The sequence below is a fragment of the Pseudoalteromonas piscicida genome, assembly GCF_000238315.3.
In the GTDB taxonomy this organism is placed as follows: Bacteria; Pseudomonadota; Gammaproteobacteria; order Enterobacterales; family Alteromonadaceae; genus Pseudoalteromonas; species Pseudoalteromonas piscicida.
This window is the reverse complement of the sequence record NZ_CP011924.1, coordinates 4,129,522-4,142,616: the sequence shown is the minus strand read 5'-3', so window position 1 is coordinate 4,142,616 and position 13,095 is coordinate 4,129,522. Positions and strand designations below refer to the sequence as shown.

The following is a 13,095-nucleotide window of genomic DNA, read 5'->3' as shown; positions in this document are numbered from 1 at the left end:
GGCCGAGGTAGCACCTCATCAAGAGCCCGGATATAAGCACGCAATCACACTAATAATGCTAAAAGTGGCTTGTACAATTGGAGGAGTCCATATAAGCGAGTTCACCTCGCGATGGTTTTCAACAGATAAAAATAAGGCCGCGGTGGGCGGCCTGTATCGGTTATTCTTCGGTATCTGCGCTGGCGTCATTACCTTCTGGTGTCTCGACACCATTGTGCTCCAGATCATAGCTATCAACACGCTGTAATCCGCGCGGTAATTTATTACCTCTGCGTCCTCGCTCACCGTAATAGTGTTCTAAATCACTTGGCTTTAAGGTTAGCTTGCGCTTGCCTGCATGCAAGGTAACAGAAACGCCTTCAGGTACTACCGCTAATACTTTGACAAACTCTTCACGGCTTTGCACCTTCGCGCTAGGGATAGAGATAATCTTATTCCCCTTACCTTTACCAAGTTTAGGTAGATCACGTAACGGGAATATCAGCATTCTGCCTTCGCTCGAAATCGCCATACACATATCAGTGGCAACATCAAATACCTGGATAGGTGCCATCAAATGCGCACCTTTTGGCACGCTAACGAACGCTTTACCATTTTTGTTCTTGCTCACCATATCCGCAAAGTCACTGATAAAGCCGTAACCACCATCAGTCGCCATCAGATAAGTCGATTTCTCTTCGCCCATGACCACATGTTCAAAGTTACATCCTGACGCCAAGTTAAAGCGTCCCGTCATCGGCTCGCCCTGACTCCGAGCTGAAGGTAAGCTATGCGCATCGGTTGCAAAGGCTCGCCCTGAGGTATCTAAGAACACCGCAGGCTGATTACTCTTACCTTTGGCCGAGGCTTTATAACTGTCACCTGAGCGGTAGCTTAGTCCTTCGGCATCGATATCGTGGCCCTTCGCAAAACGCGCCCAGCCTTTCTCAGATAGCACAACAGTTACAGACTCTGATGGGATCAAATCCTTTTCGCTAAGCGCTTTGGCTTCACCACGCTCAACTACCGGTGAGCGTCTATCATCGCCATACAATTCAGCAGCTTCTTGGATTTCTTTTTTCATCAATGTCGACATACGACGCTCAGAGCCTAAGGTTTTCTCCAGTCCATCACGCTCTTTTTCAAGCTCATCCTGCTCACCACGGATCTTCATTTCTTCAAGCTTTGCAAGGTGGCGTAATTTCAGGTCTAGAATCGCTTCGGCCTGCTTATCTGAAAGACCAAAACGCGCAATTAACTCTTCTTTTGGCTTATCTTCGTTGCGAATGATTTCGATGACTTCATCGATATTCAAAAACGCAATCATCAAACCTTCAAGAATATGCAAACGCGCAAGTACTTTGTCTAAACGATACTGCAAACGTCTACGCACCGTTTCACGACGGAATACTAACCACTCAGATAAAATCTGACGCAAGTCTTTAACTTGTGGACGCCCGTCTAAACCAATCATATTGATGTTAACACGGTAGTTCTTTTCAAGATCCGTCGTGGCAAATAGGTGCGCCATTAATGGCTCGACCTTAACTCGATTTGAACGCGGTACAATGACGATACGCGTCGGATTTTCATGGTCCGATTCGTCACGTAAATCCGCCACCATAGGGAGTTTCTTCGCTGTCATTTGTGCTGCTATCTGCTCTAGCACCTTGGCACCCGAGCATTGGTGCGGCAACGCGGTGATCACCACTTCGCCTTGCTCTTCGGTGTACACAGCACGCATCTTGATTGAGCCACGACCTGTGGTGTAAAGCTTTTTGATCTCTTCTTGCGGCGTAATGATTTCCGCATCGGTTGGATAGTCTGGCGCTTTGACCAATTCTAGAATTTCTTCTAGTTCGGTTTTAGGCTTATCCAATAACAAACAACAAGCTTCAGCAACTTCGCGTACGTTATGCGGCGGAATATCGGTTGCCATCCCCACCGCAATACCCGTCACCCCATTCAACAAAATATGTGGTAAACGCGCGGGTAACACTTGTGGCTCATCTAAGGTGCCATCAAAGTTAGCGGTCCAATCGACCGTACCTTGGCCAAGCTCTTTCAGCAGTACTTCTGAGAACTTAGATAAACGCGCCTCGGTATAACGCATCGCAGCAAATGATTTAGGATCATCCGCAGCACCCCAGTTACCTTGGCCATCCACCAGCGGATAGCGATAAGAAAACGGCTGCGCCATGAGTACCATAGCCTCATAACAAGCACTGTCGCCATGAGGGTGATATTTACCCAATACGTCACCGACGGTACGGGCAGATTTTTTGTATTTTGCTTGAGCAGATAAGCCCAGCTCACTCATCGCATATACAATACGACGTTGTACAGGCTTCAGGCCGTCACCAATATGCGGCAACGCCCTATCCATGATCACATACATGGAGTAGTTCAGGTAGGCGTCTTCAGTAAAACGCCCCATAGGAAGTTGTTCAATGCCTTGCAAGGACAAGGCTTGAGGATCTGTCATGTTACACCTTACTTGTTGTTGTAGCTGATGCGATATATCGCATTGGCGTAATCATCGGAAACGAGCAGGCTACCGTCGTCGAGCTCTGCAATTGCGGCTGGTCGACCATAGGTTGTTTCGTTTTCCATAAAGCCGGTAAGGAAAGGCTCATAGCCTCTAATTTGGCCATCTTGCACGTTTGCTCGCATTACTCGATAGCCCACTTTTTTACTGCGGTTCCAAGAACCATGTTCAGCAACAAAAAGCTGATGCTTCATTGCCTTTGGAAATTGCTCGCCACGGTAAAAGTGAATGCCCAGCGGTGCAACGTGCGCTTGAAGTGCAAGTGCTGGCATGGCGTAGTCAGTCACCGATTTACCCTCGCCAAATTCAGGGTCAAGCACACTGCCACCATGAACATACGGGAAGCCAAAATGCTGACCAATTTCGTCAACACGATTGATTTCACATGGTGGAATGTCATCTCCCATCATGTCACGACCGTTATCGCTAAACCATAACTTTCCGGTTACTGGGTGATAATCAAAACCCACTGAATTACGCACGCCTTTAGCAATCGTCGAAAGCTTTTTGGTCTCAAGATTTAGTGAAAATATACGACCAAACTTAGGGTCTTCGGCACAAATATTACAAGGCACGCCAACAGGAATGATCAGTTCGCCTTCAGGCGATACTGTTAGGTACTTCCAGCCGTGGTGGCGTTTGTCAGGCAAATCATCGAACACCACTTCTTTTACCGGTGCCTTGAGGTTTTTTGCGATTTGCTTAAAACGCACAATACGCTCAACTTCAGCAACATATAAGTCACCGTCTTTTAGGGCGATACCGGAGGGCATATTCAGCCCTTCTGCAACCAAGATTTTCTTGTCGGCTACGCCATCACGGTTGTTGTCAATGAGTGCGTGAACTTTACCCGCTTTGCGAGAGCCAACATACACAGTGCCATCTTTGCCCACCGCCATTTGTCTTGCATTTTCAACATCTTTCGCAAAATAGCTCAGCTCATACCCTTTAGGTACTGAAAGGCGCGAAAGCATATCGTTTGCCAGTGCTGGTGAACTTAATAACGCTACTGCCAGCGTCGTCGCTACCGTGGTCAATTTACTATGTATTTTCATGTTAAACCTCTGCCTTATCTCCGTGCTGCTCAAGCCAAATTTTACGGTCGCCAGAGCGCTTCTTAGCTAACAGCATATCCATCATTTCGAGGGTTTGTTCAGGCTCATCTAATGTCAGCTGAACTAAACGTCTAGTATTTGGATCCATGGTGGTTTCACGCAATTGCAACGGGTTCATTTCACCCAACCCTTTAAAGCGTTGTACGTTGACTTTTCCGCGTTTCTTTTCAGCCTCGATACGGTCTAATATGCCCTTTTTCTCATCTTCATCAAGGGCGTAGTAAACTTCTTTACCAACATCAATACGAAATAGCGGCGGCATGGCAACAAAAACATGGCCCTTACGAACAAGCTCAGGGAAGTGCTTCACAAAAAGTGCGCATAACAAAGTTGCAATGTGAAGTCCGTCAGAATCCGCATCCGCGAGGATACATACTTTACCATAGCGCAGGCCTGATAAATCTTCAGAGTCTGGATCAATACCTAAAGCAACTGAAATATCATGTACTTCTTGCGAGGCTAAGATCTGTCCAGATTCCACTTCCCAGGTATTTAGGATTTTACCGCGCAGTGGCATGATTGCTTGAAACTCACGGTCTCGTGCTTGTTTTGCCGAGCCACCTGCTGAGTCCCCTTCCACCAAAAATATTTCTGAGCGTTCGGTTTCACTTCCAGAACAATCGGTTAATTTACCCGGTAAAGCAGGACCAGAAGTGACTTTTTTACGAACCACTTTTTTCGCAGCACGCAAACGTTTTTGCGCATTGCTGATACATAGCTCAGCAAGTAACTCTGCGGTTTCGGTGTGTTCGTTTAACCATAAACTAAAGGCGTCTTTGACAATGCCAGACACAAAGGTAGCGCACGAACGTGATGACAGCTTTTCTTTGGTTTGCCCGGCAAATTGTGGATCTTGCATTTTAACCGACAAGACATAACTACAGCGGTCCCAAACATCATCAGGCGTCAGTTTCACGCCACGCGGGATCAGGTTTCTGAATTCACAAAACTCTCGCATCGCTTCAAGTAAGCCTTGGCGTAACCCATTTACATGAGTCCCACCTTGTGCCGTTGGAATTAGGTTTACATAGCTTTCAGCGATAGATTCGCCGCCCTCTGGCAACCAATGAAGCGCCCAATCGACCCCTTCGGTTGAGCCACTGAAACTGCCTGTAAATGGAGATTTCGGCAGCACTTCATAGCCTTCAGCGCTGTCTTTTAGGTAATCCTCAAGACCTGCCTCGTAGTGCCATTCTTGCGTTTCTTTCGTCTGTTTATTTACAAAACGAATTCTAAGCCCAGGACACAATACAGCCTTGGCTTTGAGCAAGTGGTTTAACTTAGTAATTGAGAAGTTAGCCGAGTCAAAATAACTCGCGTCGGGCCAAAAGTGTACTGAGGTGCCGGTATTACGCTTACCAACGCTGCCTGTCACTCTTAAGTCTTCGACTTTATCGCCGTTTTCAAATGCCATTTCATAGATTTGCGCATCGCGTTTAACGCTAATTTCGACCCGAGTCGACAACGCATTAACAACCGATATACCCACCCCATGAAGACCACCGGAGAACTGGTAGTTTTTATTGGAAAACTTGCCCCCGGCATGAAGCTTGGTCAGGATCAATTCAACCCCAGGCACACCCTCTTCTGGGTGAATATCCACAGGCATTCCTCGACCGTCATCGATAACTTCAAAGGAGTTGTCTTCGTGCAAGATCACGTCAATCTTGGTGGCATGTCCGGCTAAGGCTTCATCGACACTGTTATCGATAACCTCTTGGCCTAAATGATTAGGTCTGGTGGTATCGGTATACATGCCAGGACGGCGCTTAACTGGCTCTAAGCCATTGAGTACCTCAATAGCTTCGGCATTATAGTTTTGCTGACTCATAGGCTAGTTCTAGTTATCTTTTTATCCGCTAGTATATGCACAACGTACTGCTTTGTGTATAGATTCTAATTTTTGATAGTTAAAAATTTGGTGATGGTGTCAAAATAGCGTGGAAATTCAACAAAGCTATGATCCCCACCAAACTCAATAATTTGACGACAATGACTATAATAACGCACCGCCTCTTCAAAAGGCAGCACCTCGTCGCCCGTTTGTTGCAATAATAGCAAGTTTTCTGGATTACTAAGCTGCTCGACATACAAGGATTTTAACGCATCAATATGCGCATGCTGCAGCTCATAATGACAATCCTGATAAGGATTGTATTGTGGTCCAAGGTAGTCATTTAATAATGAAAAAGGCCTCACTGCAGGGTTTATCACCACTGCTTTACAGCCAAGGTGTTGCGAAAAGTAGGTGGCGTAATAGCCACCTAACGAGCTACCTAATAACACAGTATCAGAATCAATGACGCTATCCAACTGTGCCAATGCGACTCTCGGGTCATAATGCAGCCTTGGGACAATGTATGGCGTTTGTTTATCCAACATATATTCACCAAATGCCGTCGCTTTATAGGATAGCTCAGAGCTATTAAAGCCGTGAATATAAACTACTTTCCGAGCCATTTTACCTCTGTTGTTATAGCGCTTTTACTAAATACGATGACACGATAAGCGGGGCCCAAATCAGACTGTTCCCAGTCCTTTGTGTACTTATCAAATTGGATTGATGTTGCAGGCGTAGCGTAGATAGGTAAAGTGCGAAATTGTTGTTGATATTCATTATGCACATGACCATGAAATAGCCCTAAGACTTGCTCTGAGTCTACCAACAGGTTTAAAAGTGCAGGACCATTTTCGAGCATATGTTTATCTAAATAGCCATCAATCGGTCTAGGATGGTGGTGAGCAAAAACAATCGTATTGTTGATCTTATTGTTAAGCTTGTCTTTGAGCGCATCTAAATGTGACTTAGCACACCATCCGGCGGGTGTTTCACTCTTTGAGTTTAACAGTAACACCTGCCCAAACGGGCCTGTGATGCATTTTTGGCGGACGATTTGCCCAGCACTTATTTCTTCGAGTAAAGCTAGCTCGTCGTGGTTACCCGGCACCCAAAGAACCGGGCATTGCAACTCACTCTCTCTCACTATACGGGCAAACTCATGATAAGAAGCTGCACTGTGATCTTGTGTTAAATCACCGCCAAACACCACACAATCAAAATGCTCTTTTGCCATTGCTGCGAGGGTGCGTTCAAGGTTAGCGGCGGTATTTACCGCAAAGTATTCCCCAGAGGGCATGGCAAACAAATGACAATCCGTAAAATGACCAATACGAATTTGCGCTTTATCGAGTTGTAGCTCGAGATCAAACCAAGCCATTGTTTACATCCCAGTTTAAATGCACGCGGCCTTTTTCTAAACACACCATAAGCCAGTCAGCTAAAAACGCATTTATTTGATATTTTTCATCTTTTTGGTGCATATCAGGATTTGGGTAACCATAGGATGGCTTTATTCGACGATGATAATCACGATGAATTACTTCAGCCACTTTAGCATCATGGTAGAGGCGCACAGACAAAGAGAAGTGAGGTAGATGGGCGCTTACTGTCGCCATCTGCTCGATGTGAATGTCCGTTGTGTATTTACTGACTCCAGCAACGCTCAAACTGTATCGCGCAGAGGCTAAGTCAATCACTCGACTCTCACCGACCACTTCTTCAGGTAGCAATTTTAGCGCCCGTAAATAATTACGTTCGCACAGCGTGATGTAACGGGGCAGAGATTGAATATACTGCTTTGAGCTCAGCACTTGTGACAAAAATACGACTCCTAAACTGCTTCTATATCCGCGCTTTATTTAATGCCAACCATTGTAGACTAATAACAGTGGCAGCGTTATCGATTTCCTCATTATCAAGACGTGCAAGAGCTTCATCAAGTGGCATCACATGCACTTTGATATCTTCACCTTCTGCAGCCAATCCATAAACCCCACCCGCTTCAGATAAATCAGCAAGCGCTAAATACAAATATAGTCGCTCTGTTGTACCACCAGGGCTTGATAAATAAGAGCGCATATAAATGAGCTTATCAAGCTCAAGCCCAGCTTCTTCTTTGGCTTCTTTTCTTGCAACAAACTCGTAATCTTCGCTCCCTTCTGCCATTCCTGCAATGCACTCTAAAAGCCAAGGGGAATTTTTTGAAGCCAACGCCCCTATGCGAATTTGCTCAATAAGCAACACGCTGTCTGTAATAGGATCGTACGGTAATATTGCAACCGCATGACCACGCTCTAATATCTCGCGAGTTATTAGCTCTGATACCCCGCCATTAAACAAAGCGTGGGTAAATTGGTACTTGTGAATGGTAAAAAAACCATTGAAGATTGTTTCTATTGAAGAAACATTGACGTCGTCTTTGTTGAACTGACTCAAAGGTTTCATAAAATAATCCTGTATTTTTTGATAGCAACGGTTTAAAAGCTAACCAATCGCCCTTATAGTAGGGTCATATCTGAATAAGTAAACGAAGTCGTTTACCTTTAACTTTTTCCACTTTACAATACCCAAGTGGTATTAATATATTCTGTTACACTTGTTGGCGATGTTTTACGCATTTGGTCTTTAATTGGGCCGCAAAAACAGGGTAACATGCTGACAGTATAAAAATTGTCTAAGGACTGAGCGAAAAATGAAAAAAACTCTACTATCATTAGTTGTTGGGTTGTCGTGCGCACTTTCAAGCAGCCTGTCCCACGCGGAAGATCTACTGCAAGTATACGACATTGCAACGGTTAACGATCCTACCGTATTAAAGGCTAAAGCGCAGGCAGATGCACAAAAATATGCACAAGACCAAGCGTTAGGGGTATTACTACCTCAGCTTGGCTTTCAAATGAGCTATACAGACGTTACATCAGAAGGCGCCCTGAACGAGCAACATGATGGCACCGGCTACACTTTACATGAGTCTGACACTGATACTTTTCAGCGTTCAATCTCTTTGAACCAAACCATCTTTAATATGGCATCTTGGCAAGGACTATCGATTGCCGAAAAGCGTGCAATGCAAGCAGCAACTCAGTATGAACAGCAAAAGCAAACTTTGATTGTCCGAATAGCTGAAGGTTACTTCAACGTGCTAAGCGCATTAGATAGCCTAGAGTTTGTACAAGCAGAGAAACGCGCAATTGAACGTCAGCTCGAGCAGACTAAACAGCGCTACGAAGTTGGTTTGACTGCAATTACAGACGTACATGAGGCAAGAGCGCAGTTTGACCGCGCGGTTGCAGACGAAATTGTTGCAAGTAATGCAGTTGAAACTGCGCGTGAAACGTTACGTACGATTACAGGTAAGTATCACGCTAAACTAGATAAATTAAATACTGAAACCTTCTCAACAGTTAAGCCTACGCAGAATACAAACGATTTTATCGAGATTGCAAAAGCGAAGAACTTAGACCTTCAAGTTGCAAAATCCGCGGTTGATATCGCAAAAGATCAAATCGATTTAGCGAAGGCTGGCCACTATCCAACACTAAAATTAAACGCCACCTATTCTGATTCTCTGGCTGATAGCGCGGGTAGACAGCACGCACCTCGTAGTGACAGAACCTCTGTTGGCTTAACATTAGACGTACCAATTTACACTGGTGGTCAAACAGTTGCTGCGACCGATCAAGCTCGCGCAAACTTCGTTGCTAGCAGCGAGGATATGGAAGCAGCAGTGCGTAACATGACACGCTCGGTGATTACATCTTATAACCAAGTGGTTTCAGATGTTGCAACATACCGTGCACTAGAGCAAGCGGTTGTTTCAGCAGAAAGTGCATTACAAGCAACTGAAGCGGGTTTTGATGTAGGCACTCGTACCATCGTTGACGTACTAGTAAGCACGCAAAACCTTTATAACGCGAAACGCAACTTAGCTGATATTCGTTATCGCTATGTACTATCGTCGCTACGCTTAAAACAAGCCGCAGGTACGCTATCTCGTACCGATCTTGAAGCAATCAACCAAGGTTTGATTGAAGGCTAAGTACTTCGGTCATCACCTCTAAAAAGGCCAGCTATGCTGGCTTTTTGTATTTTTACAGCAATATAGATAAACTAGCCTCTTCAATAAAGTCTCAGGTATATTACTTTGGTTACTCATTCACCTTTCAAATGGTCATTCTTAGCACCTAAATTTTGGCTGACTTGGCTTGGTGTTTTCGCCCTGTATTTAATCTCATGGCTCCCACAAAATATTCAATTTGCACTGGGTAAAGGCCTTGGACGTCTAGTCCATAAATATATGAAACGTCGCCGCCATATTGCTGATGTTAATTTGAAACTTTGCTTTCCACACCTAAGTGAAACAGAACATAAAGCGATGCTACTAAAGAATATGGAAAATACCGGCATAGCAACACTTGAGACAGGAATGGCATGGTGGTGGCCGCAGTGGCGTATTAATAAGGTAGTGGGTTCCATCAAAGGTTTAGAGCATATTGAAGCCGTACAAAAACAAGGTAAAGGCGTGCTTATGCTGGTCCCCCATATGTTGCACCTTGAAATGGCCAGTCGAGTGCTGGGCACTAAAATGCAGGGTGTTGGATTTTATCGCCCGCATAACAATCCGCTAATGGAGTTTTTTATGACCCGTGGGCGACTGCGCTCAAATGAGTACTTAGTGACAAAGCGAGACGTCAAAGGATTATTGAAAACGCTCTCAAGCAAACGCGTTTGTTATTACTTACCGGACCAAGACTATGGTCGTAAACGCTGTGAGTTTGCACCTTTCTTCGCCGTCCCTGATGCTGCAACCACAACTGGTACTTTATTGTTTTCTGCTAGTAAAAAGGCTGAGACTTTAAGCTTACACTGTACGAGAGACGCAAAAGGGATGTATCATTTAGACATACAACCTATTTTAGAATCATTCCCAAGTGGTAATGACCTTGCGGATGTTACTCGCGTCAACGAGAGAATGGAGCAAGCAATCAATTGTGCGCCGGATCAATATATGTGGGTGCATCGTCGCTTTAAAACGCGACCTGATGAAAAGGCACCTTCGTTTTACTAGGGTCTTGGAGTAGTTTGAAATGGCTAAGAAGAAAAAAAATAAATTATCATCAATCTGGTTTTGGGCTAAACATCTGTCACTGGGTGTGTTACTCATTTGGGCTGCCTACTATTTTCTTTTTGGTGCCTCCAAAGACATGAACTTTAGAGAAACCACCAATGTTGCAGCGCAAGGCCTGTCGCAATTTTACGAAAGCTTTAGAAATAGCATGAGCAATCGTGATACTGATCGTGAAAAATACGTTATCACACTCGGAAAGCCCACCTATCCGCTCGATGATGCGCTAGCACAAAGAGCGCTTGCAGTTAAACCATCTAACCCCAAATGGACCGGTGAGAAGCAACCAAGACGCTTCGATACGGGAGACACACTTAAAGATGTGCTTACAAAGCAAGCCAAAGAAGAAGGTGTGGAACTATTTTGGTATCTAGAGCGAGATTACGTGGTGAAATATAACTTCCGTCTCGATACCGACTTTGTTTCTGCACTCTATCAGGTTGGAACGGCGATAAACGACGACTTTGAATTTCAAGTCTACACATTTTTCTGCCCACGAGAGCGCGCTGCGGTTATCACCGAAAACCCACCAATCTATGTACGTGAAAACTGTCGTAAGCTAGCGGGCTAACAAAATACAAGCTTCCTTTAGTCCACTATGCTTAAAGGAAGCAATTACACCAAAGCAACCTCCTCCATAGAATTAAAAAATAAGAATAAAAATCAACTAACTAAATTTAGAAAGTACGATTGTTCTTCATACAAATACCTAATTTCAAGCGCATTCCTAAAAGTTAATTTATATCGTTTAGCTCAACAAAATTACAAATAAAACTTTACAAAAAATAACAAAGGATCAAATATAGAAACAAATAATAAAAATAAAAAACAATGTGCATCATGTTTAACTCCTTGATTTCCTTTTTTACGGGCATTACTTTAGCTTCTGCTTATTTTATCTTCTCCACTAATCAGCCACAGGTTGCAGAGTCAATTAATGACACTCATCTACAAACTATTAATACACTTCAAACAGAGTTAGCGCAGATCGAATCTAAAAACAGTGAATTGCATAAGAGATTAGTTGAAAGCCAAACAAAGAGAGACTCAAACTTTACGAACTTAGATAACACAGACGAGCTTCAATCAACCTTCTCTCAACTGCCAAAACCTGAACTATCAGCGCCTCGCGCTGTTTCACTTGATAACTTGAAGGTTGTCAATGTTATGCCCACGGTCAGTCACTTGTCTGCTGAGATGGAGCTTGATGATGTTGAAAAAGTCGAATTACAAGAAGCCTTAATGGCAAAGGCAAATCAAGACTATGAGATCTGGGAGCATTATCAAGCGACAGCATCATTAGATCCTACGAATGTTCCTCAAATTCGAGCTGATTTCGAGTATAAACTACAAAATAATGCCAAGTCTTTCGCAACAACCGTTAGCAGCTTATTAAGCGCAGATCAAATTAAGCAATATCAAGCCTTTGAATTAAGAGAGCAAAAGCTGTTAGCAAGTCAAAAGTTAGCCATGTTACAAAATGAATTAAATAAAATTGAATTATCAGAGTATCAAAAACAAGAGGTATCTCGATTAAGTCAATCTGTTTTTAGTACGCCAAGTGATATCACGCTAGGTACCGCAGGCAGCCCTTATGCCAAGCAACAAGTTTCCACCGACTTTGAAAAGCTGGCTGAAATAAAGTCACTTTTCAATGAACAGCAGCTCCTACAGTTTACATACTGATTAAAGTTGCATTTAACTATAACTAATAATAAAGGAATAAAATGAAGAACTTTTATCTATCCGTATTAGGAACTACACTACTCGCATGTAGCTCAGTCTCTGAAGCCAGAATCGACTGCCCAGGAGGGCAAGGTTATTGGGATTATCAAACACGACAAGTTCAAGTTTGTGACACTGAAACGAGAACGGTTGAAACGACAAAAAGACATTGTAGCTATGGGGGTGTCACCTGGTTAGGCCATTTATGGCATGAACCAGACTTTCCACTACCAATGACAAGCTATGAAACAGGCTTGAGGATCATTGAACAGTCTAATACTTGCCCTTCTAGCGTTTACACTTCAAGAACTGGAACTTATTGGTACACAGATCCAGAAGGAAGAAGGTGGATTAGCAATTACACTTACAGCGGTAATATAGGGTTAACTAACAACAAGCTAGTAACTACAACATCAACAGAGACAATTAAGACCAACTGCCGCACGGAAACTCAAACAGTGAGAGTGTGGCGCTGTGGTATGATCCCTTAATAGTAAATACTTGAAATAAGGCCAATCACTCGATTTGTATTGGCCTTATATTTAACCTGATCTTCGGATAATTAATGCCTTTCTAGCAGCCAGTTTTAGCGCTAACTGCGTCGAATTCACTTCCAATAGCCAGGCATTGGTGCGTAAGTTCGCCTTGCCTACAGGATGTAGGTACCAGGGCGGTAGCAGGACGCGAGAGCGGAGTTATCCCCAAAACTCTCAGGCTAGATAAGAAGATAGTTTAAGGTGACTAAAAAACAATGAGTTAGCTC

Annotated in this window: 12 protein-coding genes; 5 read left to right on the top strand and 7 right to left on the bottom strand. The window is 43.9% G+C overall.

Features of this window, described 5'->3' with window-relative positions:
- Window positions 1-160 precede the first annotated feature (160 nt).
- The 7 genes from parC to PPIS_RS18770 all read right to left on the bottom strand — a co-directional run bounded on the left by parC (window position 161) and on the right by PPIS_RS18770 (window position 7,927).
- Complete coding sequence (gene parC / locus PPIS_RS18800) at window positions 161-2,464, bottom strand: DNA topoisomerase IV subunit A (RefSeq protein ID WP_010379058.1); 2,304 nt, start codon at window positions 2,462-2,464, stop codon at window positions 161-163.
- Between the two features lie 8 nt (window positions 2,465-2,472).
- A complete protein-coding gene (locus PPIS_RS18795) occupies window positions 2,473-3,582 on the bottom strand; it encodes a PQQ-dependent sugar dehydrogenase (RefSeq protein ID WP_010379057.1) in 1,110 nt (369 codons plus the stop codon).
- A gap of 1 nt (window position 3,583) precedes the next feature.
- Window positions 3,584-5,473 carry a DNA topoisomerase IV subunit B gene (parE, locus tag PPIS_RS18790; RefSeq protein ID WP_010379056.1) on the bottom strand — a complete coding sequence of 630 codons (1,890 nt, stop codon included), beginning with the start codon at window positions 5,471-5,473 and terminating at the stop codon, window positions 3,584-3,586.
- A gap of 65 nt (window positions 5,474-5,538) precedes the next feature.
- A complete protein-coding gene (locus PPIS_RS18785) occupies window positions 5,539-6,102 on the bottom strand; it encodes a YqiA/YcfP family alpha/beta fold hydrolase (protein WP_010379054.1) in 564 nt (187 codons plus the stop codon).
- Complete coding sequence (locus tag PPIS_RS18780; protein WP_010379052.1) at window positions 6,087-6,860, bottom strand: metallophosphoesterase; 774 nt, start codon at window positions 6,858-6,860, stop codon at window positions 6,087-6,089. Before PPIS_RS18780 ends, PPIS_RS18785 begins: the two co-directional genes overlap by 16 nt.
- Entirely contained in the window at window positions 6,847-7,302 is a 456-nt protein-coding gene (locus PPIS_RS18775; protein WP_010379051.1) for a DUF1249 domain-containing protein, read from the bottom strand. The genes PPIS_RS18780 and PPIS_RS18775 overlap by 14 nt, the downstream gene beginning before the upstream one ends.
- A 22-nt stretch (window positions 7,303-7,324) precedes the next feature.
- Window positions 7,325-7,927, bottom strand: coding sequence for an NUDIX domain-containing protein (locus PPIS_RS18770; RefSeq protein ID WP_010379050.1), 603 nt, complete (start codon window positions 7,925-7,927; stop codon window positions 7,325-7,327).
- Window positions 7,928-8,174: 247 nt separating this feature from the next.
- Here PPIS_RS18770 and tolC point away from each other — a divergent pair, with 247 nt between their 5' ends.
- The 5 genes from tolC (at window position 8,175) to PPIS_RS24950 (ending at window position 12,823) form a co-directional block, all read left to right on the top strand.
- A complete protein-coding gene (gene tolC / locus PPIS_RS18765) occupies window positions 8,175-9,521 on the top strand; it encodes an outer membrane channel protein TolC (protein ID WP_010379049.1) in 1,347 nt (448 codons plus the stop codon).
- 105 nt (window positions 9,522-9,626) lie between these two features.
- Entirely contained in the window at window positions 9,627-10,550 is a 924-nt protein-coding gene (lpxL, locus tag PPIS_RS18760) for an LpxL/LpxP family Kdo(2)-lipid IV(A) lauroyl/palmitoleoyl acyltransferase (RefSeq protein WP_010379048.1), read from the top strand.
- A gap of 19 nt (window positions 10,551-10,569) precedes the next feature.
- A complete protein-coding gene (locus tag PPIS_RS18755; RefSeq protein ID WP_010379047.1) occupies window positions 10,570-11,178 on the top strand; it encodes a TcpQ domain-containing protein in 609 nt (202 codons plus the stop codon).
- Window positions 11,179-11,447: 269 nt separating this feature from the next.
- A complete protein-coding gene (locus PPIS_RS18750) occupies window positions 11,448-12,293 on the top strand; it encodes a hypothetical protein (protein WP_010379046.1) in 846 nt (281 codons plus the stop codon).
- A 41-nt stretch (window positions 12,294-12,334) separates the two neighbouring features.
- Window positions 12,335-12,823, top strand: coding sequence for a hypothetical protein (locus PPIS_RS24950; RefSeq protein WP_145957339.1), 489 nt, complete (start codon window positions 12,335-12,337; stop codon window positions 12,821-12,823).
- Window positions 12,824-13,095 lie beyond the last annotated feature (272 nt).